Source organism: Streptomyces sp. UW30, from assembly GCF_008042075.1.
GTDB lineage: Bacteria > Actinomycetota > Actinomycetes > Streptomycetales > Streptomycetaceae > Streptomyces.
Genome location: NZ_RDBN01000033.1, coordinates 388,753 through 413,449, shown reverse-complemented (window position 1 = coordinate 413,449; position 24,697 = coordinate 388,753). Strand labels below are relative to the sequence as shown.

At 73.3% G+C, this 24,697-nt stretch carries 22 protein-coding genes; 11 read left to right on the top strand and 11 right to left on the bottom strand.

All coding sequences use genetic code 11. The features are described 5' to 3' along the window. Positions 1-12: 12 nt before the first annotated feature. Together EAO75_RS17205 and EAO75_RS17200 are read right to left on the bottom strand one after the other, a co-directional pair. Positions 13-2,043: a phage holin family protein gene (locus tag EAO75_RS17205; RefSeq protein ID WP_187284487.1), complete on the bottom strand. Its 2,031-nt coding sequence runs from the start codon at positions 2,041-2,043 to the stop codon at positions 13-15. A gap of 242 nt (positions 2,044-2,285) precedes the next feature. Further along, positions 2,286-2,693 carry a hypothetical protein gene (locus tag EAO75_RS17200; RefSeq protein ID WP_147995920.1) on the bottom strand — a complete coding sequence of 136 codons (408 nt, stop codon included), beginning with the start codon at positions 2,691-2,693 and terminating at the stop codon, positions 2,286-2,288. 85 nt (positions 2,694-2,778) lie between these two features. On the opposite strand from EAO75_RS17200, the gene EAO75_RS17195 reads away from it, so the two are divergent. Continuing rightward, positions 2,779-3,552: an MBL fold metallo-hydrolase gene (locus EAO75_RS17195; RefSeq protein ID WP_147995919.1), complete on the top strand. Its 774-nt coding sequence runs from the start codon at positions 2,779-2,781 to the stop codon at positions 3,550-3,552. After that, positions 3,549-4,169, top strand: a complete 621-nt coding sequence (locus EAO75_RS17190; RefSeq protein WP_147995918.1) for a DedA family protein — start codon at positions 3,549-3,551, stop codon at positions 4,167-4,169. Before EAO75_RS17195 ends, EAO75_RS17190 begins: the two co-directional genes overlap by 4 nt. A 72-nt stretch (positions 4,170-4,241) precedes the next feature. Here EAO75_RS17190 and EAO75_RS17185 read toward each other — a convergent pair whose 3' ends face one another. The 4 genes from EAO75_RS17185 to EAO75_RS17170 all read right to left on the bottom strand — a co-directional run bounded on the left by EAO75_RS17185 (position 4,242) and on the right by EAO75_RS17170 (position 8,728). Next, positions 4,242-5,339, bottom strand: coding sequence for an MBL fold metallo-hydrolase (locus EAO75_RS17185; RefSeq protein WP_147995917.1), 1,098 nt, complete (start codon positions 5,337-5,339; stop codon positions 4,242-4,244). Next, positions 5,336-6,583 carry an aminotransferase class I/II-fold pyridoxal phosphate-dependent enzyme gene (locus EAO75_RS17180; RefSeq protein ID WP_147995916.1) on the bottom strand — a complete coding sequence of 416 codons (1,248 nt, stop codon included), beginning with the start codon at positions 6,581-6,583 and terminating at the stop codon, positions 5,336-5,338. Before EAO75_RS17180 ends, EAO75_RS17185 begins: the two co-directional genes overlap by 4 nt. A gap of 197 nt (positions 6,584-6,780) precedes the next feature. Continuing rightward, the gene (locus EAO75_RS45905) at positions 6,781-7,833 is read right to left on the bottom strand and encodes a hypothetical protein (RefSeq protein WP_187284490.1); all 1,053 of its coding nucleotides are present in this window, start codon (positions 7,831-7,833) and stop codon (positions 6,781-6,783) included. Positions 7,834-8,011: 178 nt separating this feature from the next. Further along, entirely contained in the window at positions 8,012-8,728 is a 717-nt protein-coding gene (locus EAO75_RS17170; RefSeq protein WP_147995915.1) for an ANTAR domain-containing response regulator, read from the bottom strand. 125 nt (positions 8,729-8,853) lie between these two features. On the opposite strand from EAO75_RS17170, the gene EAO75_RS17165 reads away from it, so the two are divergent. After that, positions 8,854-9,981, top strand: a complete 1,128-nt coding sequence (locus EAO75_RS17165; RefSeq protein ID WP_147995914.1) for a GAF domain-containing protein — start codon at positions 8,854-8,856, stop codon at positions 9,979-9,981. Between the two features lie 9 nt (positions 9,982-9,990). Here the strand turns inward: EAO75_RS17165 and EAO75_RS17160 are convergent, their stop codons facing one another. After that, positions 9,991-10,782, bottom strand: coding sequence for an RNA polymerase sigma factor SigF (locus EAO75_RS17160; RefSeq protein WP_147995913.1), 792 nt, complete (start codon positions 10,780-10,782; stop codon positions 9,991-9,993). A 357-nt stretch (positions 10,783-11,139) separates the two neighbouring features. Here EAO75_RS17160 and EAO75_RS46695 point away from each other — a divergent pair, with 357 nt between their 5' ends. From EAO75_RS46695 to fxsT, 3 genes are read left to right on the top strand one after another with little or no spacing between them, the layout of a single operon-like run. Beyond that, positions 11,140-12,945 (top strand): SEFIR domain-containing protein, encoded by a 1,806-nt coding sequence (locus tag EAO75_RS46695; RefSeq protein WP_147995912.1) that lies wholly within the window; start codon positions 11,140-11,142, stop codon positions 12,943-12,945. A 41-nt stretch (positions 12,946-12,986) separates the two neighbouring features. After that, entirely contained in the window at positions 12,987-14,063 is a 1,077-nt protein-coding gene (locus EAO75_RS17150) for an AAA family ATPase (RefSeq protein ID WP_222723963.1), read from the top strand. Further along, complete coding sequence (fxsT, locus tag EAO75_RS17145; RefSeq protein WP_147995910.1) at positions 14,060-17,827, top strand: FxSxx-COOH system tetratricopeptide repeat protein; 3,768 nt, start codon at positions 14,060-14,062, stop codon at positions 17,825-17,827. Before EAO75_RS17150 ends, fxsT begins: the two co-directional genes overlap by 4 nt. On the opposite strand, the gene EAO75_RS45900 is transcribed toward fxsT, so the two are convergent. Beyond that, entirely contained in the window at positions 17,812-17,967 is a 156-nt protein-coding gene (locus EAO75_RS45900) for a hypothetical protein (RefSeq protein ID WP_187284473.1), read from the bottom strand. The genes fxsT and EAO75_RS45900 overlap by 16 nt on opposite strands. Positions 17,968-18,102: 135 nt before the next feature. Here EAO75_RS45900 and EAO75_RS17140 point away from each other — a divergent pair, with 135 nt between their 5' ends. Beyond that, positions 18,103-18,510 carry a DUF2795 domain-containing protein gene (locus EAO75_RS17140; protein ID WP_147995909.1) on the top strand — a complete coding sequence of 136 codons (408 nt, stop codon included), beginning with the start codon at positions 18,103-18,105 and terminating at the stop codon, positions 18,508-18,510. 116 nt (positions 18,511-18,626) lie between these two features. Beyond that, on the top strand, positions 18,627-19,181 hold the full coding sequence (locus tag EAO75_RS17135) for a type 1 glutamine amidotransferase domain-containing protein (protein WP_147995908.1): 555 nt from the start codon (positions 18,627-18,629) through the stop codon (positions 19,179-19,181). A gap of 1 nt (position 19,182) precedes the next feature. On the opposite strand, the gene EAO75_RS17130 is transcribed toward EAO75_RS17135, so the two are convergent. The 3 genes from EAO75_RS17130 to EAO75_RS17120 all read right to left on the bottom strand — a co-directional run bounded on the left by EAO75_RS17130 (position 19,183) and on the right by EAO75_RS17120 (position 21,971). After that, a complete protein-coding gene (locus EAO75_RS17130) occupies positions 19,183-19,467 on the bottom strand; it encodes a DUF6158 family protein (RefSeq protein ID WP_147996053.1) in 285 nt (94 codons plus the stop codon). Between the two features lie 134 nt (positions 19,468-19,601). Then, the gene (locus EAO75_RS17125; protein ID WP_147995907.1) at positions 19,602-21,221 is read right to left on the bottom strand and encodes an ABC-F family ATP-binding cassette domain-containing protein; all 1,620 of its coding nucleotides are present in this window, start codon (positions 21,219-21,221) and stop codon (positions 19,602-19,604) included. A gap of 90 nt (positions 21,222-21,311) precedes the next feature. After that, complete coding sequence (locus EAO75_RS17120) at positions 21,312-21,971, bottom strand: histidine phosphatase family protein (protein ID WP_147995906.1); 660 nt, start codon at positions 21,969-21,971, stop codon at positions 21,312-21,314. 72 nt (positions 21,972-22,043) lie between these two features. On the opposite strand from EAO75_RS17120, the gene EAO75_RS17115 reads away from it, so the two are divergent. From EAO75_RS17115 to EAO75_RS17105, 3 genes are all read left to right on the top strand, one after another. Continuing rightward, entirely contained in the window at positions 22,044-23,534 is a 1,491-nt protein-coding gene (locus tag EAO75_RS17115; RefSeq protein ID WP_147995905.1) for a bifunctional phosphatase PAP2/diacylglycerol kinase family protein, read from the top strand. Between the two features lie 124 nt (positions 23,535-23,658). Continuing rightward, positions 23,659-24,480 carry a methyltransferase domain-containing protein gene (locus tag EAO75_RS17110; RefSeq protein WP_147995904.1) on the top strand — a complete coding sequence of 274 codons (822 nt, stop codon included), beginning with the start codon at positions 23,659-23,661 and terminating at the stop codon, positions 24,478-24,480. Positions 24,481-24,521: 41 nt separating this feature from the next. Then, positions 24,522-24,692, top strand: a complete 171-nt coding sequence (locus tag EAO75_RS17105; protein WP_147995903.1) for a hydrophobic protein — start codon at positions 24,522-24,524, stop codon at positions 24,690-24,692. Positions 24,693-24,697: the final 5 nt, after the last annotated feature.

Genomic DNA, 24,697 nt, shown 5'->3' with positions numbered 1-24,697 from the left:
GCAGCCGATTTTTCAGGCGGCCCGCTCCTGCGGCTCCGCCTCCACCGGCACCTGCGGCCCGTTCGCCTCACCCAGCCAGCGGCGCAGCACCCGGTGCACATGCTCGGCGCCGACGAGGTCCTCCCCGTCGTCGAGCGGCGCGGACAGGGCGAGCGGCGACAGCAGGAACGGTCGGCCCTGCGCGCCGCCGAGCCCGCCGTGCGAGCCGATCTGCTCCTCGAAGGCGAGAACCTCCCCGTCGGCCGGGTCGTACGCGGAGTTGACCATGATGTCGGCGGTGTTCGGGAAGGAGTGCGTGCGACGCACGGCGTCGGCGGCGCCCGGCCCGAAGACCTCCAGCGGCCCCGGATCGTCGTCCAGCCGGTCCAGGGGGATCTCCGCCCCGTACGCGCCGAGCACGACCCCGCCGTGCCGCTCGCTGCGCACCAGCAGGAAGCCGATGCCGGGGTGGTTGGCGAGCGTGGTGAGCAGGGCCGGGTGGCGGGCGTCGATCTCCTCCTTGGTCATGCGGTGCGGCACGTCCGGGAAGGAGACCAGGCCGAGGTTGCCGGAGGCCAGCACCAGCGGCTCGGAGCGGCGGCGCGAGGGGCGGTGCTGGTCGCCGCCCTCCTCGACGGGCCGGCGCAGCGCCGCCCGCACGGCCGCGCGGGCCTCGGCGCCGCTGTGGGTGCGCCGGGCCCTGCGCGGCACGGGCAGCCCGCAGCCGGCCCGCACCAGGTCCCCGAGGCCGAGGCCGTAGCGGGCGCGGAAGGTCTCGCCGGGGCTCTGGCCGTGGTCCGACAGCACGACGATCCGGTACGGCCGCGGCGCGTGCTCGGCGGCCTTCTCGATCAACGCCAGCGCCCGGTCGAGCCGTTCGAGGACTTTGTCGGCGTCGCGGCCGAACGGCCCGGAGTGGTGCGCGACCTCGTCGTAGGCCACGAGGTCGGCGTAGACGGCGGTGCGGCCGGCGAACATGTCGCCCATGACCGCGGCGACGACGACGTCCCGCTCGACGACGGTCGCGAAGGCGCGGATGAACGGGTAGAGGCCGCCGCGGGAGACCCTCGGCCGGGCCTTTCGGGCGCGGGCCCTGGTGGACTGGCCGATCTCTCGGCCGACCTCGGCGACGAAGGACAGGGCGGTGCGGACGGCGTTTGCGGGGTCGGAGAAGTAGGCGAAGTAGCCCGCGCGGGAGCGGTTGCGGCGATCTCGCCGCCTGGTCGCGATGGACAGCACGAGGGCCTGTTCGTCGGCGCCGCCGCTGAAGAGATTGCCGCGGCTGGCGCCGTCGGCGCTGAGCAGTCCGCCGTCGCCGGTGCGGTCGATGGCGCGGCGCTGGAGCTCGGCGGCGCTGGTGGGGCGGTTGCAGACCATCACCTCGCGGCCGGCCTTCTCGTACCAGCGGAACGCGGGGACGTCGTGGTTGCTGCCGTGCAGGATGCCGAGCTGGCTGGCGCCGGTCTGGCTGGACCAGTCGGTGCGCCAGGGGGTGAGCCGGTGGGTGGTGCGCACGCCGTGACCGGTGTCCTCCCCCAGCCAGCGGGCGACGGTGGGCATCAGGCCCTTGCCGACGGCGGCGAGGAGGAGGTCGTGGCCGACGCCGTCGAGCTGCATGAAGACGGTGCCGGGGCTGGAGGGGCCGGGGGGCAGGGCCCGGCGCCGGCGGTCGGCGAGGCGGTACAGCCGGCGGCGGTAGGCGTCGTCGTCGCGTACGGCCAGGGCGCCGCCGGTGGCGGAGGCGACGGCGGACATCACGGCGGCGACGATGACGGCGGTCTCGGGGGCGGCCTCGCTGTCGCCGGAGGGCACCAGGCGCAGGGCGACGATGAGCAGCGAGCCGTTGAGGAAGAACACCAGCAGGCCGAGCACCAGCGCGGGAACGAGGAGCAGCAGCCGGACGAGGAGGGGCCAGACCAGCGCGGAGAGCAGACCGAACGCACCGGCGCCGAGGGCCGCGGTGATGGCGATACGGGTGGCGCTGTCACCGTCCGCCGACTGCAGCTGGAAGTCCGGCAGGATCCCGGCGAGCACGAGCATGGTGACGGTGGAGACCGCCCACACGGTCACACTCCGCCCGACCTGACTGGCAACCCGCCGCCAACGCCCACGCACGCCCAGCCCACCTCACGTCCGAAACAGGCCTTTACGCCCTCAGCCTGACACAACGGTCCTTCGGGCCCGCCGGTTCCCCTTGCCGGCTGCGGTGGGGCAGCGCCCCTCAAAGGGGCGCGGGAAACTGCGCGACCAGCCACAACGGCGCCGCAGACAAAAGGCGACACAACCCGGCACCACCAGCGGAGCGCCTAGCGCCCGTCGTACCCCGCGGTCGGCATCGACAGCCTCCGATGCACCCGTGCCTTCATCTGCGCGTCGTACAACGGCTCCGCGCGCCCCACCGTCTCCACCCGCACCCCGCGCCGGGCGCACTCCGCGGTGAACTCCTCCACCGACGACAACGCGCTCTCCAGCACGCGCCGGCTGGGCGCCACGAACAGGTCGAGGCCGGGGCGGACGCCCTCCCACAGGACGCTGTGGTCGGCGCGCAACCCGCGTACGAGCAGCTCGCGCGCCACGACGTACCCGTGCTCGGCGGCCCAACGCGTGCACATCGCGTGCTGGCTGCGGGAGTCCACCAGGAAGGGGTCGGCGTCCAGCTCTTCGAGCGGCGTCAGACTGGCGATCGCCGTGACGCGCACAATGGATGGCCCCATGGCGTCCCCCTCACCTCCGGGTTTCGGGCCCCGACCCTACTCCAGCCCGTACGCTTCGGGGAGTCGCGCGAAGGAGGCAAAGAAGGTGCCGGTGGAGATCACCTGGTGGGGTCACGCCACCTGCACGATCGAGGACTCGAACGTGCGCATCCTCACCGACCCTCTGTTCGCACGCCGGCTCGCACACCTGCACCGCCGCCGGGGCGCGCTACCGGCGCCCGACGCCCGGCGCGCTGACGTCGCCGTGGTCTCCCACCTCCACGCCGACCACCTGCACGTTCCGTCACTGGCCGGGCTGCCCCAGGACACCCGCCTGCTCGTGCCCCGGGGCGCGCCGGGCGCGGTACCGGGTCTGCGCCGGCTCTCCCATCTGCGGGTGACCGAGATGGCGCCGGGGGACGTGACCACGGTCGACGACGTGGCGGTACGGGCCGTTCCGGCGCGGCACGACGGGCGGCGGCTGCCCGTCGGGCGGCACCGCTCCCCCGCGCTCGGCTATGTCGTCGAGGGGGAGGGACGTACGTACTTCGCCGGGGACACCGGGCTGTTCGACGCCATGGCGAAGGAAGTGGGCCCGGTCGACGTGGCGCTGCTTCCGGTGGGCGGCTGGGGACCGTATCTCGGGGAGGGCCACCTGGACGCGGGGCGCGCGGCCGAGGCACTGGTCCGGCTCGCGCCGCGCAGTGCGGTGCCGGTGCACTACGGCACGTACTGGCCGATCGGCCTGGACGCCGTGCGCCCTCATGAATTCCACGCGCCCGGGGACGAGTTCGCGCGTCTCGCGGCCGAGCGCGCGCCCGGCGTGTCGGTGCACCGGCTCGCGCACGGGGAGAGTGTGCGCCTGGAGGTGGCCCGATGACCGTGCTGGCCGCCGCCGCGACAACGGTGCCGCACGAGTCGACGCAGCAGGCGATCGGTTATCCGACGCTGTTCCTGCTGGTGCTGATCGGGGCGCTGGTGCCGATCGTGCCGACGGGGGCGCTGGTGAGTTCGGCGGCGGTGGTGGCGTTTCACCAGACGGCGCCGTTTTCGCTGGCGCTGGTCTTCGTGACGGCGTCCACGGCCGCGTTTCTGGGCGATGTGACGCTGTACTGGCTGGGGCGGCGTGGCATGGGCTCGAAGAACGGTTCGCGCTGGCTGGAGGCGATCCGCTCGCGGGCGCCGGAGGAGCGGCTCACGCAGGCGCAGGATCGGCTCGCCGCGCACGGGGTGGCGGTGCTGGTGCTGTCCCGGCTGGTGCCGGCGGGGCGGTTGCCGGTGATGTTGGCCTGCCTGCTGGCCGCGTGGCCGATGCGGCGGTTTGCCCGGGGGAACTTTCCGGCCTGCCTGGCCTGGGCTGTGACGTATCAGTTGATCGGGATTCTGGGTGGGTCGCTGTTCGACGAGCCGTGGGAGGGGGTTGTGGCGGCGGTCGTGCTGACCGTGGTGATCAGCGCGGCGCCGGGTGTGTGGAAACGGGTTCGACCTGCCAAGTGAGGCTTCATTGCAGGCTGCGGGCCCGTCGTGGCTGGTCGCTCCCCCAAGCTCTCGGCATCCACTGAGCGTCGGCTACTTCAGAACCCGTGATCCTCCCACTGCCAGGTCCCACAGGTCCTCCCGCGCCAGCCCCGCCTTCTCCCATGCCGCCCGCACCCGCGTGAGGGGCTCCAGGACGGGCTCCGCCGACAGCACGAACGTCGCCCAGTGCATCGGCGCCATCCGCCGCGCGCCCAGATCCTGGGCCGCCCGAACCGCCTCCTCCGGGTCGCAGTGGACGTCGCTGAGCCACCAGCGTGGGTCGTAGGCGCCGATGGGGAGCAGGGCGAGGTCGATGCCGGGGTAGCGCTCGCCGATGCGGGTGAACCAGTGGCCGTATCCGGTGTCGCCCGCGAAGTACACGCGCTGTCCGTCGGGGGCCGTGAGCACCCAGCCGCCCCACAGGCTGCGGCAGGTGTCGAGGAGGGTGCGCTTGGACCAGTGATGGGCGGGCACGAAGTCGAAGCGGACGCCTGACAGTTCGGCCGCCTCCCACCAGTCCAGCTCGGTGACCTGGGTGAACCGGCGGCGCCGGAACCAGGCGGCGAGGCCGGCCGGCACGAACACGGGGGTGTCGCGCGGGAGTCGGCGCAGCGTGGGGGCGTCCAGGTGGTCGTAGTGGTTGTGGCTGATGACGACCGCGTCCACGCGCGGCAGGGCGTTCCAGGCGACGCCGACGGGGGTGATGCGGGCCGGGGTGCCGATGATGCGGCGCGACCAGACCGGGTCGGTGAGCACGGTCAGTCCGCCGATCCGGACCACCCAACTGGCGTGACCCGCCCACGAGACGGCGATCGTGCGGGCGTCCACGCGGGGCAGCGGGCCCGGCTCGAAGGGCAGTCGCGGGATGTCGGCGAGGCCCTCCCGGCCCGGGCGTACGGCGCCCTCGCGGGCGAAGCGGGCGAGGGTCTTGATGCCGGGGAGCGGGGCGGTGAGGCGGTCGTGGAAGGTGCGCGGCCACACCCGGCGTWCGCCCAGCGGGCGGGGTGCGGCGAGCGGTGGGAGCGGGGGCGGGGGCGCGAAGGGTGACGGGTCCGTCGCGGGTGCGTCGGCTTCCCGGGCCGTCGTGCTCGGGGCTGCCGTCCGTGAGGTGGCCTTGCGCGTGGTGGGCGACTCGGACTGCTGCGTCATCGCGGAGGCTCCCATCGCTCGGCGTCGTCGCGGAGATCGTCGAAGACCGACTTCAAGTGGATCAACGCGCGGTGCACGTGTGGCAGTTCCAACGGCGAGGGTGAGCCGATGCATTCCGCGCGTTCCTCGTCGGTGCCCGTGAGCAGCGCGCCGGTGGACAGCCGCACGCGCAGCGCCCCGAGGTCGTCGCCGAAGCGGTGCCCGCCCGGTGCGGGCATGCCGAGCCGATCGGCGAGGAAGTCCTCCAGGTCCTGTGCGTCCCCCACGCCGTGCGCGGACAGCCCGGCGCGCAGCGGGCCGAGGTCGACATACAGGTGCCGTCCGGCCTGCGGGGGCCGTGCCAGTGCGCCGGCAGCCACGGCGGCGGCGTGCGCGGCGGCGGCCACGCGCGCGTGCAGGCGTACGGCGGCGCCGATCCGCTCGGCGACCGGCTCGGGCTCGGCGAGCGCGTACCCGGCTGCGAGGGCGACCGGGCCGGCGACGCCTGCCCCCAGTGCGGTCAGCACGTCGAGCACGCGCGCGTGGAGGCCGTTTCCGGCGTCGTGCGCGGGGAACCGGGCGACCGCGGCCGGCCAGCCCGGCGGGAGGTGGGCGCCGGCCAGGTCGGTGACGACGGTGACCTGCTCGGGCAGCATCTCGGCGGGGCTGACCAGCACGGTGTCGTGCGGGGTGTGCACGGTGTCGCGCCAGGTCTCGTCGCTGACCAGCTGAAGTCCCTCGCCGGTGGCGGCCTCCAGGGTCTCGTGCAGCAGTTCGGGCGGGGCGACGGTGGCGGTGGGGTCGTCGGCGACGGACAGCACGAGCAGCCGCGGGTCACCGCCCTCGTCACGGACCCGGCGGACGGTCTCCAGCAGGGCGTAGGGATCCGGGACACCGCCGCACTCGGCCGACGTCGCCACATGGAAGACGGGTCTGCCCAACAGGCGTGCGTACGGCGCCCACCAGGCCGCGCAGGGCCGCGGTACGAGGATGTCGCCGCCGATCGCGAAGGTCAGTCCCAGCAGCAGGGCAGGCGCCCCGGGAGCGGCCACGGCCTGTTGGGGCTCGGTCGGCAGTCCGCGCCGGCCCCAGTAGCCGCACGCCGCCTCCAGCAGGGCGGTGCCGCCGCCGATCGGCTCGCTCTCGGCCCGGTCCGCGGCCGCGGCGAGCACGGCGGCCAGTTCGGGCAGGACGGGCAGCCCGTCGTCCGGGAGCGGCGGCCCGTATCGGACGGGGCCGTGGCCTTCGGGGTCCGTCCGGCGCATCGTGCCTCCGCTGTGCCTGGTGCCGTGGTGGTTCGACGTCGTCGGGTGCTCCGTGCGGCTGATGGTGCGTGCGGCGTTCTCTGTGGCTCCTACGGTGCGGGGGCCGCAGGTGCGTCGCGCGCCCCGCGTACCCATCGTGGCGCAATTTCCGTGGGTGGCCGCCTGCGTTGCGCCGGGCAAGGGAGCGGCCGTACCGATCAGTCCTGCGTGGTGGGCCTCCTTCGGCGCAGCCGGTACACCGCGCCCCCGAACGCGCCCGCCATCAGCAGGCCGCCGGCGACCAGGGCGGGAACGGAGTCGGTGAACGTACCGCCGGTACCGGCCTGCACACCGTGCTGGTCGCCCGCGTCGGCGCAGTCCTGCGCTCCGGACTCGCCCTTGCCGGAGTGAAGCCCGCTCTCGTCCAGGGAGGGCTCGGCCGCGTTCGCGTGGGGGTCGGTCTCGCCGGCGTCGGAGGTGTCCCACTCGGGCTCGATGCCGCCGGTGCCGGTCCCGCCCGTGCCGGTCCCTGGGGCTCCGGACTCGTCGGCCCCGGTCCCGGTCCCGCCGATGCCGGTTCCACCTGCTCCGGTCCCTTCGGCTTCGGTCCCGTCCCACGCGGGTTCGCTCTGGCCGGCCTCGGGCTTCTCGGCTCCGGTCCAGTCGGACGGGGGTTCGGTGCAGGTACCGCCGGCGCCCTCGGTTCCGCCCTGGCCGCCGGAGCCGCCCCAGCCGCTTTCCCCGCCGCCGCTGGTGCCGCTCTGGTGGCCGCCGCTCTCTGAGCCCTTGCCGCCGTCCACGCCGCCCTTTCCGCTCCCGCTCTCGCTCTCGCTCTCGCTCCCGCTCTCGCTGGCCACCGTGAAGGTCGCGCTCCACTCCTTGCCCTCCCCGCCGGCCGCCGCCGGGCAGGTGCCGTCGACCGTCCAGGCCGACTCCGGTCCGGCCGCGTCCGGGTCGCTCTCGAAGTTCTCGGCCGGGGGAACGCGGGCGGTGCCGCGGTAGGCGGCCCCGGCGGCCTTCCCGTCGGTGCCGGAGACCCGCTTCAGCTCGACGGTGCCCTCCTCGAACGCCTGGGAGGTGGCCTCCAGGGTGGCGGGCGCGGCGGCCCCGTCGAGGGCGTCGCAGGTGACCGAGACGGTGATGCTGCCGCCCGGCGAGACGCTGCCGGGGCTGACCTCCGCGGCCGGGTCCGCGAAGGCGGCCGAGGCGGGGGCGCCCACGACGGCACCGGCCAGAGCGGCGACGGACAGGGCACGGGCGGTGCGGCGCATGGGGTGAACTCCTTCGGCCGACGACTGCGGGGGAACGGCGGTCGTGCCCCCGCAGCCATGACAGCCCGCCCGACGCCCGGGCGCGCGCGGCCGGACACCATTCGCGGGACGGGTGACGGCCGAGTGGGTGACATCGCCCGGCCCGGCAAGCCGCCGCAGCCCCCGCTCCTCACGCCCGTCAGTTCAACAGCGCCGCCAGATCCCGCTCCAGCCCGCGCCCCCGCCTGCCGACGACGCCGGACGCGACGTCCGCCAGCTTGCGGTTGGTGCCCTGCGAGATGCGGCGCAGTACGCCGAACGCGGCGTCGGCGTCGCAGCCGAGGACGTGCATGACGATGCCGCACGCCTGGTCGACGACGGGCCGGGAGCGCAGGGCGGCGCCGAGGTGGTCGAGCTCGGTGAGCGCGGCGCGGTAGGAGCGGTCCCGGACGAGGCAGCTCGCGGCGAACTCGCCGAGGGCGTGCACGGGCCCGTGCGGAGCGTCCTCCAGGGCGCCCGGACGGAAGCTGTAGAGGCTGAGCGTCACCGTCAGCCCGGACCGGCGGAACGGCAGGGTGACGCTGGACCGTACGCCCGAGTCGAGCGCCAGGGCGCGGTACTGCGGCCAGCGCTCGTCGTGCAGCAAGTCGGCCGAGTCGACGGGCTCGCCGCGCTCCAGGGCGGCCGGAATGGGTCCGTCGCCGGAGCGGAGCTGCACGGCCACGAGTGCGGCCAGGTCGGGGTGGGTGACGGCGGCGGGCCGGTCGGCTCCCGCCTCGGCCACCGTGCTGCCGGCGCCGCAGCAGTCGGCGGTGCAGCGCAGGGCCTGTTCGGCCAGCGCGGACAATCGGCGCCCGGGAAGGGCGGCTTCGGCGGACTCGTCTCCCCAGTGACCCACATGGTCGCGAGCGGGCATCGTCAACTCCTTCCTCTTTCCTGCGCGTTCCCGGTCCCGGCCGGGGAAAACGACCGGAGAACAAGGTGGAACCGCTTGGCTTCCCGCCGCCCCGGAACACGTCACCGCGAGCTAGGTTCATGCCCATGGAGAAGACGGACGGATTCGGTGAAGAGCTCGCGGATTTCGTGCGCCGCGTCGCGGAACTCAAGGCGGCGCGATCCGTGTCCGAAGGGGACCTGCCGACGGTCCTGGACGCGGCCATCTTCGAACTCGACCATGTCGCCGACCAGTTGTGGCCATGGTACGAGCGGGTGTCCTCGGGCACGCTGCCCCGTACGGCGTCCGGCGACCGTCAGGAGCAGCATCTGCTGCGGGCGGTGTTCCAGCAGTTCCCGCTCCCGGTCGCGCTGGTGGACCGGGAGGCGGTGGTGCGCCGGCTGAATCTCTCGGCGACCTCGTTCACCGGCGTGCGCTCCGGCCATGCGACGGGCCGGCCGCTGACCGGCCTGCTGGCCCATGCCGACCGGGCGGCGTTCCGTTCCCAGGCCGCCGCCGTGGCCCGCGGCGAGGGTGACCGCAGCCTCACCGTTCATTTCCAGCAGCATCCGTCGGACCCGGTCCACGCGACCCTGACCGCCGTACGTCCGAGCGGGGAGCCGCACACCACGGTCCTGGTGGTGATGCAGCCCGGCGAGCTCGGCGCACTCAACACGGCGACCCGGCCCGCTGTGCCCGCGACCCGGATCCCGGATCTCGCCGAGACGACCCGGCACGCGACCCTGATGGACCTGCTGGACGAGATGACCACGACCCTGCTGTGCGCACCGCGCGGCGACCGGGAGACGGTCCTGCGGCAGGCGGCCCAGGTCCTCCACGGCGCCTTCGCCGACTGGGTGATCGCCGACACCGCCGCCGGGCGGATGTCCCGTACGGCGGTGCTGGCCCCTTCGCCCGAGGAGGCGACGGCGCTCGCGGCACAGGACCCGGCCACCTGTCCCCTGGTCACAGAGACGGCACGCACCGGCTCCCCGTCCCTCCAGGTACGCCCCGAGGACCCGGACGCCTTCGGTCAGGACGCGCAGGGCGCCCCCGTCCTCGTACAGGCGAACGTCACGTCACTTCTGTGCGTACCGCTGGTACTCGGCGGCCCGGCACAAGGGGTCCTCACCCTGTTCAGATGCGGCCCGCGCCGGGCGTTCTCCATGGCGGAGGCAAAGACCTTGGACACGATGTCCCGCCACGTATCACTGGCGATCGCGGCAACGCCTTGAGACCGCTCCTCAAGCCACATCGCTCAGTACTTGCTCCCGCACCCGGCGGCAGCACCGGCTGATCAGCCGGGACACATGCATCTGCGAGATGCCCAGTTGCTCCGCGATCCGACTCTGTGTCATGTCCCGGAAGAACCGCATGTAGAGAATCGCCCGCTCCCGCTCAGGCAGCGCGGCGAGCCGCGGCTTGACGGCCTCGCGGTCGATGACCGTGTCCAGCGCGGGGTCGGCCGACCCCAGCATGTCGCTCAGCGAGTACCCGTCGTCGCTGCCGGGCAGCTCCGCGTCCAGCGACAGGGCGGTGAAACTCTCCAGCGCCTCAAGGCCGACCCGGACGTCGGCCTCGGTCAGGTCGGCGTGCTCGGCGATCTCGGCGGCGGTCGGCATCCGGCCCGAGACGGTCTGGAGGTCGTGCACGGCGAACCGTACGCGGTTGCGCAGGTCCTGGACCCGGCGCGGCACGTGCAGCGTCCACATGTGGTCGCGGAAGTGCCGCTTGATCTCGCCGGTGATGGTGGGCACGGCGTAGCTCTCGAAGGCGTTGCCGCGCTCGGGGTCGTATCGGTCGACGGCCTTGAGCAGCCCGAGGGCGGCGACCTGCCGCAGATCGTCGAGGCTCTCGCCGCGGCTGCGGAAGCGTCCGGCGAGCCGGTCGGCCATGGGCAGCCATGCCTCGACGATCCGCGCGCGCAGGGTGTCATGCTGCGGGCCTTCGGGCAGGGCGGCCAGCCGGCGGAAGTCCTCGGCGGTGTCGGGGGCGTCGTCGTGCGGGTGGTGCTTCGCGCTCACTGGAGTGGGCATGGTGCGTCGCAACTCCCTTGGTCGTGCTCTGACTTGGACGTCACCGTGGGAGTGCGGGCGCGCACCGGAGCCGGACACACCCGTGGCGGAACTCGCCGCTCCCACGGACGTGCCTCCTGTCCGAAGCACTGTTCGTCCGCCTGCCCTCACTCACCGTCCTCAAACGCACACACAGGTTTTCGACCCCGCCCGCGGGGTCACTCGCACCGGAGGCGCACGACCGGCCCCCGATGACCGACCCCGCGCCTCTCGACGCGCACATGGACCGAACTCCCACAGATCGCCCGCCGGAACCCCCCTCGCCCGACTACCCTGAGTCCCTGCGCGGGAGGGGGCTCGGGGGATGGAGTACGGGGGATGGAGTACGGGGCGGACGCGGCGGTCGGGACGGGAAGGCCGCGGGTCTTCATCTCCTACGCCCACGACGACGACGGCCACGTCACCAAGGTGGAGACACTCTACGAACTGCTGCGCACGCAGGGCGGTCTCGACGCGAAGGTCGATCTGTACGCGGGCGTGCAGCCCCAGGACTGGCCGCGCTGGATGATGCGGCAGTACGCCGACGCGGACTACGTGCTCGTCATCGCGTCTCCCGAGTACAAGGTCCGCGGTGACCACGAGCAGCAGGACGGGGTGGGGCTCGGCGTCGCCTTCGAGGCCGGCCTGCTGGGCACCGAGCTCTACGGGAACTACAGGGCCTGGTTCCGCAAGGTCCTGCTGGTCGTCCTGCCCGGGCGCAGCGAGCAGGAACTGCCCGAGTTCCTGGGGGCCGTGCGGATCAGCCGCTTCGCCGTACCCTCGCTCGACGCGGCCGGCATCGAGCAGCTCGTGCGGTACATGACGGGCCAACCCGAGCGCGTCGAGCCGGAGTTGGGGCCGATCCCGGTGTACGGCACCCGCCCGTCCCTGGTGGCGACGGCCCCTCCGTGCTCCGCCGGTGAGAGCCGGCCGACGCCCGCCGCGCCACCCCCGGGCGTGCCGTCGGGCGGGCTGGACGACGACGCCTGGCGGGAGCTCGCCAGGCTGCTCGGCGGTGTGCAGCCGGAGAGCTGGGCCGGGCAGGCGTACCAGTGGTCCTTCGGAGCCGCGGGCAGTCCGGGCGGGGCGGCCGCGCCGTTCGGCACCCCGGACGGTGACCTGTACGCATGGGCCGAGGATCTCGGCCGGCGCCGTCACGCTCCGGGTGCGGTGCCCAAGCCGGTCGCCTTCGCGCACGCCCTCGCGGCCGGTTACGCCGCCGGGGAGAGCCCCGCCGACCAGCAGCGCGCCTCCGCGCTGGCCACGTGGGTGGGCCGGTTCCTGGACAGCCGGGAGCTGCAGAGGCTGGACGAGGCCCCCGGCATCAAGCGGAGCGAGGCGACGCTGACCGTACGGCTGACGGAGCACGCCCAGCGGCGGGACCGGTTCTATGCGGAGATATGGCTGCGCACGACGGACGGGAGACAGCCCCGGCGTCTTCAGCCGCCCGAGGACGCCGGGTCGCTGGTGGTGGACATGGACGGGGCGCGCGGCCTCCTTCAGGAATGCATGCGCACTCTCCCCGATGCGCTCACCGGCGGCGAGCAGGGCCCGGCGGCGAAACTGGGGCGCATCGAATTCGCCGTCTTCGACGGCCTGTTGGAGGAGACGTTCGAGCAGTGGCCGCTGCAGCTGCGCAGGGTGACGCGTCCGCTCGGCAAGCTCTACGAGGTCGTGGTCCGCTGCCCGGACGAGCGCTGCGAGTTCGACCTGCCGCAGCTGTGGTCCCGCCGATGGGAGTGGCTGACCCGGTGCAACGGCCACGACGAGCGGGCGACGGCGTGGGTGGCGGACGAGGACGTCGCGTGTCTGGACGAGCACATCGGTGAGTGGCGCGGGAACGACCACCCGGTATGCGTCGCGGTGTCGACGTCGCCGGCCCAGGAGGGCGTGTCCGCGGCGCTGGACGCCGGGATGCCCATCGTCGTCTGGCAGCGCGACAGCCACCGCGGCGACCCCGCCGTGCCGCCGTTGAACATGCTCCTGGACCTGGCCGCCGTGGCCGAACTGCCCGGCGCGGTGGCGAAGTTGCGCCGGAGCACGCAGGTGCCCGACGCGGCCCGGGCGAGCGTGGTCCTCCTCTGGGACGACCCGAACCACTCGCCGGCCGCGGACCCGCTGAGCGACGCGAACCTCATCGCGTGACAGACCGTCCGGCACGCTGCCGGAGACCTACCGGAGGTGCCGTGAAGGACTGGTGGATCTACAAGGGCGACCCGGCCGTGCCGACCGACCGGCACCTTGCCCGGCTCGCCGAACACCGGCCGCCCTGGCGGGTGTTCGAGGGCGAGGCCGACCCGGACCACACGGTGCCCTCCCTCGACGACGACCAGTACGCGGCGGACCGCGAACGCGGCGCGGGCTATCTCGCCGACGACAACGAGATCGACCTCGTCAACACGGCCCTCCTCCTGCGGCGCCCCCTACTGGTCACGGGAGTGCCGGGAGTGGGGAAGTCGACGCTGGCGTACAGCATCGCCCAGGACCTGGGCCTCGGCCCGGTGCTGCGGTGGCCCATCACCAGCCGGGCCACACTGCGCGACGGCCTCTACCGGTACGACGCCCTGCGGCGACTGGAGGACGCCAACCTCACGCGCATGCGCACGGCGCCGGAGGAGCTGGCCGCGCAGGAGGAAGGGCAGCCGACGGATCAGGGCTCCCCGACCGTCGACGGCATCGGGCGGTACCTCCGGCTGGGCCCCCTGGGCACCGCGTTCCTGCCCGCCGAGCGCCCTCGCGTTCTGCTCGTCGACGAGATCGACAAGTGCGACATCGATCTGCCGGGCGACCTGCTCACCGTCCTGGACGAAGGCCGCTTCGACATCCCGGAGCTGGCCCGTCTCGCCGATCACCAGCAGACGGTCGCCGTCGGCAATGACGACCCCGGCGGACGGGCCCGGATCACCGCGGGCCGGGTCCAGTGCCGGGCCTTCCCCGTGGTCGTCCTCACCAGCAACGGCGAGCGGGAGTTCCCGCCCGCCTTCCTGCGCCGCTGCATCCGGCTGACCATCGAGCGGCCCGGGGAGGACAAGCTGCGGCGCATCATCGAGCAGCGCATCGGGCCCGCCGCCGCAGCGGCCGCCACCGGTCCCGACGGGCTGATCGGTAAGTTCCTGGACCGACGCGAGCGCGGTGAACTGGGCACGGACCAGCTGCTCAACGCCGTACAGCTGCGCCTTGCGGGAGCGTGGACGGCGCCGGACGACATCGGGCAGCTGGCCGACGCGACCCTGCAACCGCTCAGCGGGCCGGCCGCGACGTGATCTCCCACCTCCTGGATCTCCTGCGGGAGGGCGGGGTCGAGGACCCCGGCCCCGAGGAACTGGCGGACATCCTCTGGCTCGCCGAGCACGTCCTGGAGGGTCGGTCGCCCGGCACCGAGGACGCGGCCGAAGCGCCACTGCGGGCGCCCGCCGCCGAGACGCCGGAGACCACGGAGGATCCGACACCGGCCCATCAAGATCCCGTCGAGGGCCCCGCCGCGGTCCGGCAGGCCACCCTGCACATCCGTGGCCCGCGGCGGCCCGCGCGCGCCGACCGGCTCGCCGCTCCCGTGCACGTCCCGGCGGAGGCCGCCCTGCCGCACGGCCTGGCGCTGACAAGGGCGTTGAGGCCGCTCACCCGGAAAGCGCCGTCGCCGACCGCGTTCGAACTGGACGAGGAGGCGACGGTCACGCGGCTCGTGGACGAGGACATCATGGTCCCGGTCCTGCGCCCCGAACCGGCCCGTCGGCTCTGTCTCACCCTGGTCGTCGACACCAGCCCCTCGATGGCTCTGTGGCACAACGAGGTCCGCGAGCTCCACCAGGGCCTGGCCCGGCTCGGCGCGTTCCGTGACATCCGCCGCTGGAATCTCTCCCCCGCCCCCGACGGCTCCGGGGTCGAGGTGCGCCCGCACCCGTCGGTGGGACGCCCGGCCCGCCACCCTCGCGAGATCCTGGACCCGACCGGGAACCAGCTCATCGTCGTCCTCAGCGACACCGTGGGTTCCATCTGGCACGACGCGACGGCGGAGCGTCTGCTGCTGGACTGGGCGCAGCGCTCCCACGTCAGCCTGATGCATCTCCTGCCCACCTCGCTGTGGAGCCGCTCGGGCGCCGCGCCGGCACCGGTGTCGCTGCGGGTTCCGCAGCCGGGGGCGCCGAACACGCGGTGGGGCCTCGCGCTTCCCCGCCGGTTCGTCTCGCGTCGACGGCCCGCCCTGGCGGTCCCGGTGGTCGAGCTGGAGCCCGGACCGCTGCGCGGCTGGGCCGAGATGACCGCCGGCAGCGGCCACTGGACACCGACGGCGGCGCTGCTGCTGCCGCACGGGACCCGCGGACGGCGCGGCGAGGGCCCGCCGTCCCGGTCCGGCGCACCGACCGCGGCGACGGGCGCGGACGAGGCGATCCTGCGGTTCCGCAGATCGTCGTCGCCCCGGTCCTGGCAGCTGGCCGGACTGCTGTCCGCGCTGTCCACGGTCACCCTCCCGGTGGCCCGGGTGGTGCAGCAGGCCATGCTGCCCGGCTCGTCCCGCAGCGAACTGGCCGAGGTCTTCCTCGGCGGGATGCTGCACCGGGCCGAGGAGACGGCCGACGACACCGAACGCGGCGAGCCGCGCTTCGAGTTCACACCCGATGTCCGCGACGCGCTCCTCAACGCCCAGTACCACAGTGACGTGAGCAGGGTCCTGGAGCTGCTGCGCACTGTGGCGGCCCATCTGGAACCCCGGATCGGGCATCCGCACACGTTCGACGCGGCCCTGGTGGGGGTGCGCCGCGAGCAGGCGACCGTGGCCGTGGCCGGGGCGGCGTTCGCCGCGCCCTCGCCTGCGGGGGTGACACGGCTCGGGCACGTCCTGTCGCCCGCCGGGGACGAGAGGCCGGACGGTATCGCGCCTGCGCGCGTCCTGATCAGCCATGCGGGCAGGGACCGCGCTTGGGCCGAGTGGGCCGGCTGGCATGTGCAGGACGCGGGCTACGAGGTGGTGCTGGACGAGTGGGGGCAAGAGCCGGGGCACGACCTGGTGGGCCGGCTGCGGCACGAGCTGGAGCGGCCGGGGACACGGGTGGTCGCCCTGTTCTCACGGCACTATCCCGGCCCTGACCGGCCGCTCTTTCCGAAGGGCCTCGACTTTCTGACCCTGATCGGCGACGTGGTCCCGATCGGCCTCGACGACACCTCGTACCCTCCGCTCGGACGGCCCCTGCCGACCCTGTCCGGACTGGACGAGCGGGACGCCCGGGGGACCCTGCTGAATGCGGTGCGAAGTCCGTTCGGCGGCCGGACGGCATTCCTCCCCTCCGCCCGGCCGGGCCGGCTGAAGCGGGCGGGGGACGGCGGGCCCCGGCTGCCCGGGACGCCGCCGCGGGTGTCGAACCTGCCCGAGCGTGACTCCGGGTTCACCGGCCGGGAGAGCGAGCTCGCGGACATCCGGGTGCGGCTGGCCCAGGAGGGACGGGTCGCCGTCATCGCCCTGCACGAACGCGCGGGCGGCGGCAGGAGCCGGCTCGCCTTCGAGTACGCGCACCGCTTCAGCGGCGAGTACGACGTGGTCTGGTGGGTGTCGGCCGAGAACCTCGTACGGATCCCGGAACAGCTCGGGAAGCTGGCGCGGGCCATGGGCGTCGCCCGCGCCGGCACGTCTCCCGGGGCCGTCCTGCCCGCCCTGGCGGCCGAGCTGCGTTCCCGGCCGCGTTGGCTGCTCGTCTTCGACAGCGCCGACGACCCGGCCGTCGTGACCCACATTCCCGACGGGCCGGGGCACGTCCTGGTCACCTCCCGCGACCCGAACCTGCGGCTGAGCATCCCGGCCGTTTCCCTCGACGTGCTGTCCGTCAGGGCATCCGTGGCGCTGCTGCGCAGCCGCCGTCCGAAGCTGTCCCACGACGACGCCGTACGGCTGGCCGAGTCCCTGGGCCATCTCCCGCTGGCGTTGGAGATGGCCGGTGCTCTGCTCTCCACCATGAGCGTGGAGGTCTTTCTGCGGGGCCTGTCACGCGAGGTCGCGGGACTGCCCGGGTGGACGCCGCCCGTGGTCGCCGTGATCCGGCAGAGCGCCCTGCGTCTGCGCCGGCAGGACCCCGCGGCGGCCGACCTGCTCGACGCGTGTGCGCTGTTGCCGGCCGCCGAGCCCTTTCCCCTGTACGCCTGCGTCCCCGCCGGGAAGAACGCCTCGCGTCTGGGGCGGGCCCTGGCCGATCTGCGGGCCCGGCACCGGATCCTGAAGGAGGTGAGCGAGGTCGGGCTGGCCCGGGTGTCCGACGGCACCCTGCAACTGCACCAGCTCACCAAGGCCGTACTCCGGGGGGATCTGTCCGCCGAGGAGCGCCGGCGGGCCGCCGGGAACGCCGGTCGGCTGCTCACCTCGGCGTTCCCCAGTGGCGTGCCCGACCCCGCGATCAGGTCCCACTGGCCGGCGCTGCTGGCCCACCTGCTGGCCGTCGCACCCCGGGATCTCACGACGTCGGCCGCCCGGGACGCCGCGGGCGAGGCCTGCCGCTATCTGTACGACCGGGACGAGACCGAGATCGTCCTGCGGCGCCTGCGGGAGCTCCACGAAGGCTGGACGGCGTCGCTCGGGCCCGATCATCCGGACACCCTGCGGGCCGCCTCCCACCTCAGCGTGGTCCTGGCCGAGGCGGGGCGCCTGGAGGAGTCACGGGCCGTGGCCGAGGACACCTACGAGCGGCGGCGCCGGACACAGGGCGCCGACCACCCGCGCACCCTCGGCGCGGCTTCCCATCTCGCCGACCGCCTGGCACGTCTCGGCCGGTCCGAGAGGGCGTTGCGCCTGACCGAGGACACCTACCAGCGGCGGCGCCGGACACTCGGCGACGATCACCCGGACACCCTGCGCACGGCGTCCGTCCTCGCCAGGCGCCTGATCGACAGCCCGCGGCTGGGGGAGGCACGGGGAGTGGCCGAGGAGACGTACGGGCGACAGCAACGGGTCCTCGGTGCCGAGCACCCCGACACACGGCGTACCGAGTCCGTCCTTGCCGCGCTGAGGCATCGTGCGACGGGCGACGGTCAGCCCGAGGCCTGATGGCGGACGGTGGGGGCCGGTGGTGTGACCGGTTCGAGGGGCTCGGCCTCGCGCGGCGGGAGCAGGAGATCCTCGTACCGCCCCAACGCCAGCACCACACCAAGCATCAGAAGCGGGAGAAGCACGGCGAGCAGTGCCATGGCCTTGTCCTTCTTCCCCGGATCGTTCGTGGGGGGGGTGCCGGTCCGAGTGTCCGTTCTTCCGCAGTGCAAACCCTGTGTCGGCCCTCTCTCATCGGGTACGCGGACCGCAACCCCGAAGATCTGGAGGGAGTCATGCAGCGAGGCAGTGACCGGCTGAGCGTTCACCGCGACGACGAGATGAAGCACGAGCTCCAAGGGCTGCTGCGGTCCGGGCACCCCACGCGGACCGAGGAGTGGCACGATCCGGAGCCGTCCGCCGAGGACGATCCGCAGGTCGCGGGCGGTCCGGTGACGCCGGGGACGTCGGCGGCTTCCCTGGCGACGGTACGGCTGGAGCTGGCCCGGATCCTGGGTCGCAACGCCTTCCCGGCGAGCCCCCGGGAGCTGATCGGTGAGCTGCGGCGCGAGTACGCGCCCGATGCGCTGGTCGAGTCGTTGGAGCGGCTGCCGCGCTCGTCGCGCTATGCAAACGTCCAGGAGCTGGCCGAGGCCGTGACCGGGGGACGGCGGTCGCCCGGCGCCCGGCGGAGGAACACGTAACGGCCCGAGGCGGTGGCCGGCGGCCGAGCGGTCGGCCGCGGTACCCGTGTGCCGCGGCTGATGCGAGCGCAGGACGTCGGCGATGTCGCAGGGCCGCGGAAGGACGTTGAGGCACCATGCGTATCGCTTTTCTGACCGCCCCTGAGGGCGTCGAGCAGATCGAGCTCACCCGTCCCTGGCAGGCGGTGGTGGAGGCGGGGCACGAGCCGGTGCTCGTGTCGACGAAGCCCGGCACGATCCAGGCCTTCCACCATCTCGACAAGGCGGAGAAATTCCCCGTGCAGGCGGTCGTGGGCGAGACGTCGGCCGACTCCTTCGGCGCGCTGGTGCTGCCGGGCGGGGTCGCGAACCCGGACTATCTGCGGATGAACCGCAAGGCCGTCGCCTTCGTGCGGGACTTCTTCGAGCAGGGCCGGCCGGTCGCCGCGATCTGCCATGCCGCGTGGACGCTGGTGGAGGCGGACGTCGTGCGGGGGCGGGTGCTGACCTCGTGGCCGAGCCTGCGGACCGATGTCCGAAACGCGGGCGGCACCTGGGTCGACGAACAGGTGCGGATCTGTGACCAGGGCCCCAACACACTGGTCACCAGCCGCAGGCCGGACGACCTGAAGGCGTTCTGCGAGACGTTCCTCGAGGTGTTCGCGAGGGAGTCCAAGAGGGAGACCGTCTGATTCACCCAGGTGGGGTGGCAGGCGTCGGACTGCCCTGCCTCCGGTCGCGGGCGCCCTCCCGGGTTCGGCCCGCGGCCACCGTCCGGCGCGGATTGCGGCGAAGGTACTCGCCCTCCAGCTGCGCCATCCGATCGTTGTGGGCCCGTAGCGCGTCGTTCGAGCCGTACAGCAGCGTGTCGTGGCGCGTCCGGTGGATGTTCTCCAGCTCCTTCATGAGCTGCTGGTCATCCAGCCGGCTGGGGTCGACTCCGGTCATGGTGGTGCCCCGCTCGTCGTGTCCGACCATGCGGTCCCCGTACCCGCCCGTGGAGCGCAGAGCTCCCGAGGGGGTACGGGAGACAGCCATGGATCTCGCCTCTCTGCATCCACTGTACGAACACCAGGGCGCTCGGGCCTGCGAGCACCGGATGGGGAGCCTCGTCAGCGGGCCCGCTCCACCCTCCGCTCGTCCCACACCGGCTCCGGCGTCTCCCGTACCCGTCCGTCGCTGCCGAAGACGAGGTAGCGGTCGAAGGAGCGGGCGAACCAGCGGTCGTGGGTGACCGCCAGTACCGTGCCCTCGAAGGCCTCCAGCCCCTCCTGGAGGGCCTCGGCGGACTCCAGGTCGAGGTTGTCGGTCGGCTCGTCGAGGAGGAGGGCCGTGACGCCCTCCAGCTCCAGGAGGAGGATCTGGAAGCGGGCCTGCTGGCCGCCGGAGAGGCGGTCGAAGGTCTGCTCGGCCTGGTGGGTGAGTTCGTAGCGGCGAAGGCGGGACATCGCGGCGCCCCGGTCCTGGGCGTGCTCCTTCCACAGGATGTCGAGGAGGGTGCGGCCGATCAGCTCGGGGTGTGCGTGCGTCTGGGCGAAGTGCCCGGGCACGACCCGCGCGCCCAGCTTCCACTCCCCCGTGTGCGCCACGTCGTCCCCGGCCAGCAGGCGCAGGAAGTGCGACTTGCCGGAGCCGTTGGAGCCGAGGACGGCGACCCGCTCGCCGTAGAAGACCTCCAGCGAGAACGGCTTCATCAGACCCTTGAGCTCAAGGTTCTCGCAGGTCACGGCACGTACGCCGGTGCGTCCGCCCTTCAGCCGCATCCGGATGTCCTGCTCGCGCGGCGGCTCCGGCGGCGGCCCCGCCTCCTCGAACTTGCGCAGCCGGGTCTGGGCCGCACGGTAGCGGGAGGCCATGTCGGGGCTGTTCTCCGCCGCCTGCCGCAGTGCCAGTACGAGCTTCTTCAGCTGCGCGTGCTTCTCGTCCCAGCGTTTGCGCAGCTCCTCGAAGCGGGCGAACCGGGCCTGGCGGGCCTCGTGATACGTGCCGAAGCCACCGCCGTGCACCCAGGCGTCCGCACCGGCCGGCGAGGGCTCGACGGAGACGATCTTCTCGGCGGCGCGAGAAAGGAGTTCGCGGTCGTGGGAGACGAAGAGCACCGTCTTGCGGGTCTCCTTCAGACGCTCCTCCAGCCACCGCTTGCCGGGCACGTCGAGGTAGTTGTCGGGCTCGTCGAGCAGCAGCACCTGGTCGTTGCCGCGCAGCAGCGCCTCCAGGACCAGGCGTTTCTGCTCGCCTCCGGAGAGGGTCCGCACCTGGCGCCACTGCGCCTTGTCGTACGGCACTCCGAGCGCGGCCATGGTGCACATGTCCCACAGCGTCTCGGCCTCGTATCCGCGCACCTCGGCCCAGTCGGAGAGGGCCTGCGCGTACTTCAGCTGGGCGGCCTCGTCGTCGACGGTCATGATCGCGTGCTCGGCGGTGTCGACGGCCTGCGCGGCCGTGCGGATACGGGGCGGCGCGACCGACACCAGCAGATCGCGGACGGTCGTCTCGTCCCGTACGGATCCCACGAACTGCCGCATCACCCCGAGGCCGCCACTGACGGTGACGGTGCCGCCGTGCGGCTTCAGCTCGCCGGAGATCAGCCGCAGCAGGGTCGTCTTACCGGCGCCGTTGGGTCCGACCAGCGCCACCGCGGCGCCTTCGCCCACCCGGAAGGACACGTCGCCGAGCAACGCCCTCCCGTCGGGGAGGTAGTACTCGAGGTGCGCGGCTTCCAGATGTCCCATGGAGCCGAATTGTGCGGGGCACCGCGGAGCCCGGGCAAACCGTTATCCGCGCAGGCGGGCGAGGGACGGGCCCTCGGGGTCCTTCGGCCGCTACGGGAGGTCCTCTTCCACAGCCTGCCCGGCCGGTCCGCTCTCCCCTGTCGGCGCCACGACCGCGCCCGCCCACGACAGCGCCTTCCAGCCATCCGCCGGCGACCCCTCCAGGACCACCACACCGGTGTTGTCGAGCGGATGCGCGGCGGCGAAGGCGACATCGACGTTGGCGGCCCGAGCCGCCGTCCACATGCGGATCGCGGCGCCATGGCTGACCAGGGCCACCGCCGCGGCCCCGCTCCCGGCGGCCTCCGCGACCACGGCGTCGAAGCGCCCCAGCGCCTCAGCACCGCTCTCGCCGCCCGGCATCCGCAGCTCCGTGTCGCCCGCCGCCCAGGCGAACACCGTCCTCATGTAGACGTGCCCGGCCTCGGTGTCGCCCGGCAGCATCTCCAGGTCACCCGCGAACACCTCGCGGATGCCGGCGCGGACGATCACGTCGAGGCCGCGGGCGGCGGCCAGCGGGGCGGCCGTGAGCTGGGTGCGGATCAAGGTGGAGACGTAGATCGCCTCGATGTCCTCGCCGGCCAGCGCGGCGGGCAAGGCGGCCGCCTGCCGTTCGCCGAGCTCGGTCAGACCGGGGCCCGGGACTGCCGTGTCCAGGAGGTAGTCCACGTTGGTCGGGGTCTGGCCGTGGCGGACGAGGAGCAGGCGCATCTACGGGTTCCTCCGTGTGTCGGTCACCGCCGGCGGGACAGCAATCGGCCACTTCAGGGTACCCAGCCCTGTATGAGCCCAGACGTCGACCTCACCGTCCTCAAGCCCGGCCGGCACGCCCTGCGCGACCGGTTCCTCTCCCTCGACTCCCGGCTGTTCGAGTTCGCCGCCGATCAGCACTGGCCGTATGCCGAGCGGATCCTGCCTCGGCTGAGCCGGAGCGCGAACCACGGCCTGCTGTGGTTCGCGACGGGGGCCGTCATCGCCGCCAGCAGCACGCCGCGGGCCCGCCGGGCAGCGGTCCGGGGCCTCGCCTCGCTGAGCCTGGCCTCGCTGACCATCAACACGCTCGGCAAGCGGTCGGTGCGTCGCCCGCGCCCGGTGCTGGATCCCGTACCGCTGGTCCGGCAGCTGAAGCGGCAGCCGATCACCACCTCGTTCCCGTCCGGGCACGCCGCGTCGGCGGCCGCGTTCGCCACCGGTGTCGCCCTGGAGTCGCCCGCCTGGGGCCTGGTGGTGGCCCCGATCGCCTGGTCGGTCGCGCTGTCGCGGGTGTACACCGGCGTGCACTTCCCGAGCGACGTGCTGGCGGGCGCGGCGCTGGGGGCGGGTGCCGCGTTCGCCGTACGGGGCATGGTGCCGACGCGTGACCGGGTGGTCCCGGCCCGGCCGCGTACGGACGTGCCGGCGCTGACGGAGGGGGAGGGCCTGGTCGTGGTGGCCAACACGGGGGCGGGCACCGTCGACCGGGTGCATACCCTCCTCGACCTGTTGCCGCGCGCCGAGCTCGTCGAGTGCGAACCGGCCGATGTCCGGGCCGAGTTGGGCAAGGCGGCGGCCCGCGCCCGGGTGCTCGGGGTGTGCGGCGGCGACGGCACGGTGAACACGGCCGCCGAGGTGGCGCTGCGGCACGGGCTGCCGCTGGCGGTGCTGCCCGGCGGCACGCTGAACCACTTCGCCTACGACCTCGGCGTGACGGACGAACGGGATCTGAGCCGGGCCGTCCAGCGCGGCGAGGCGGTGCTCGTGGACGTGGGCCGGTTCAGCTCCGACGGACAGCAGGGGCTGTTCCTCAACACCTGCAGCCTCGGTGTGTATCCGCAGCTGGTGCGCGAGCGCGACCGGGTCTCGCCCCGGGTCGGCGCCTGGCCCGCCGGAGTGCTCGCGGCGCTGCGTGTCCTGCGCAGCGAACGCCACCCGCTGCACGCCGAAGTCGCGGGCCGCAAGCACCCGTTGTGGCTGCTGTTCGCCGGGAACGGCACCTACCACCGGATGGGCCTGGCCCCCGCCCGCCGGCTGAATCTCGCGGACGGGGTGCTCGACGTACGGGTCGTGCACGGCGGCCGGCGGCCCGCGCTGCGCCTGCTCGCGGCGGCCGTCGCGGGCCCGCTGACCCGCTCCCCGGCCCACGCGGCGGTCCAGGTCGGCCGGCTGCACCTGACGGGGGTCACACCGGGGGCACTGCTCGCCTACGACGGTGAAGTCACCGAGGTGGGGGGCGAGGTGACGCTGGAGAAGCTGCCGGAGGCGCTGACGGTCTATCGCCCCCTGTCGGGCTTCTGATCCCTCGTCAGTCCACATAATAAAACGCAGGTCTCACCATTCGACATGCGGGCGTACGGTGTCGCGTACCGCCCGGCGGGGTCACGTGCCCCGTGAGCCGGTACGACGAGACGAGGGGACAGCCATGTCGAAGGCCCAGGAGACCGCCGTCTACACGCACGGGCACCACGAGTCCGTGCTGCGTTCGCACACCTGGCGCACAGCCGCCAACTCTGCGGCCTACCTGCTCGACTCGCTGAAGCCGCACATGAGGATCCTGGACGTCGGCTGCGGCCCGGGCACGATCACCGCGGACCTGGCGGCCCTGGTTCCGGACGGGCATGTCACGGGCGTCGACCGGGAGCCCGGGATCCTGGAGCAGGCCCGGGCCACGGCCGCCGGGCGGGGCGTGCGCAACGTCGACTTCGCGGTCGCGGACGTGCACGCCCTGGACTTCCCGGACGAGACGTTCTGCGTGGTCCACGCCCACCAGGTGTTGCAGCATGTCGGCGATCCGGTGGGCGCGCTGCGCGAGATGGCACGGGTCACGAAGCCCGGCGGCTTCATCGCGGTCCGCGACTCGGACTACGCGGCGATGACCTGGTATCCGGCGTCCCAGGGCATGGACGACTGGCTGGACCTGTACCGCCGGGTCGCCCGCGCCAACGGCGGTGAGCCCGACGCCGGGCGCCGGCTGAAGTCCTGGGCGCTGCGGGCGGGGCTCACGGACGTCACGGCGACGTCGAGCACCTGGACCTTCTCGGCCGAGGAGGAGCGGATCTGGTGGAGCGGGCTGTGGGCGGATCGCACGCTGGCCTCGGCGTATGCCGAGCGGGCCACGGAGGGCGGGCACGCGAGCGCGGAGGAGTTGCGGGCCGTGTCGGAGGCCTGGCGGGAGTGGGGGCGGTGCGGCGACGGCTGGTTCAGCGTGCTGCACGGGGAGATTCTGTGCCGTAAAGAGGCCTGAATCGCGGATTATTGGAAACCCGCCGAGCAGGAGGTTGGACTATGATTCCTATTCTGCTCGTGCTGCTGCTGGCTCTGATTCTCTTCGGTGCCGGATTCGCGTTGAAGGCCCTTTGGTGGATTGCGGTCGTCGTTCTCATCGTGTGGCTTCTGGGATTCGTGATGCGTGGCACGACCACGGCGGGCGGCAGGGGACGCTGGTATCGGTGGTGAATTGA

Bases quoted from the DNA above. Each gene is read 5' to 3' on its own strand.
- EAO75_RS17115 (WP_147995905.1), top strand. From the start codon at position 22,044: ATGAGCCCAGACGTCGACCTCACCGTCCTCAAGCCCGGCCGGCACGCC.
- EAO75_RS17110 (WP_147995904.1), top strand. From the start codon at position 23,659: ATGTCGAAGGCCCAGGAGACCGCCGTCTACACGCACGGGCACCACGAG.
- EAO75_RS17180 (WP_147995916.1), bottom strand. From the start codon at position 6,583: ATGCGCCGGACGGACCCCGAAGGCCACGGCCCCGTCCGATACGGGCCG.
- EAO75_RS46695 (WP_147995912.1), top strand. From the start codon at position 11,140: ATGGAGTACGGGGCGGACGCGGCGGTCGGGACGGGAAGGCCGCGGGTC.
- EAO75_RS17165 (WP_147995914.1), top strand. From the start codon at position 8,854: ATGGAGAAGACGGACGGATTCGGTGAAGAGCTCGCGGATTTCGTGCGC.
- EAO75_RS17105 (WP_147995903.1), top strand. From the start codon at position 24,522: ATGATTCCTATTCTGCTCGTGCTGCTGCTGGCTCTGATTCTCTTCGGT.
- EAO75_RS17130 (WP_147996053.1), bottom strand. From the start codon at position 19,467: ATGGTCGGACACGACGAGCGGGGCACCACCATGACCGGAGTCGACCCC.
- EAO75_RS17160 (WP_147995913.1), bottom strand. From the start codon at position 10,782: ATGCCCACTCCAGTGAGCGCGAAGCACCACCCGCACGACGACGCCCCC.
- EAO75_RS17140 (WP_147995909.1), top strand. From the start codon at position 18,103: ATGCAGCGAGGCAGTGACCGGCTGAGCGTTCACCGCGACGACGAGATG.
- EAO75_RS17125 (WP_147995907.1), bottom strand. From the start codon at position 21,221: ATGGGACATCTGGAAGCCGCGCACCTCGAGTACTACCTCCCCGACGGG.
- EAO75_RS45900 (WP_187284473.1), bottom strand. From the start codon at position 17,967: ATGGCACTGCTCGCCGTGCTTCTCCCGCTTCTGATGCTTGGTGTGGTG.
- EAO75_RS45905 (WP_187284490.1), bottom strand. From the start codon at position 7,833: ATGCGCCGCACCGCCCGTGCCCTGTCCGTCGCCGCTCTGGCCGGTGCC.
- EAO75_RS17170 (WP_147995915.1), bottom strand. From the start codon at position 8,728: ATGCCCGCTCGCGACCATGTGGGTCACTGGGGAGACGAGTCCGCCGAA.
- EAO75_RS17190 (WP_147995918.1), top strand. From the start codon at position 3,549: ATGACCGTGCTGGCCGCCGCCGCGACAACGGTGCCGCACGAGTCGACG.
- EAO75_RS17120 (WP_147995906.1), bottom strand. From the start codon at position 21,971: ATGCGCCTGCTCCTCGTCCGCCACGGCCAGACCCCGACCAACGTGGAC.
- EAO75_RS17135 (WP_147995908.1), top strand. From the start codon at position 18,627: ATGCGTATCGCTTTTCTGACCGCCCCTGAGGGCGTCGAGCAGATCGAG.
- EAO75_RS17200 (WP_147995920.1), bottom strand. From the start codon at position 2,693: ATGGGGCCATCCATTGTGCGCGTCACGGCGATCGCCAGTCTGACGCCG.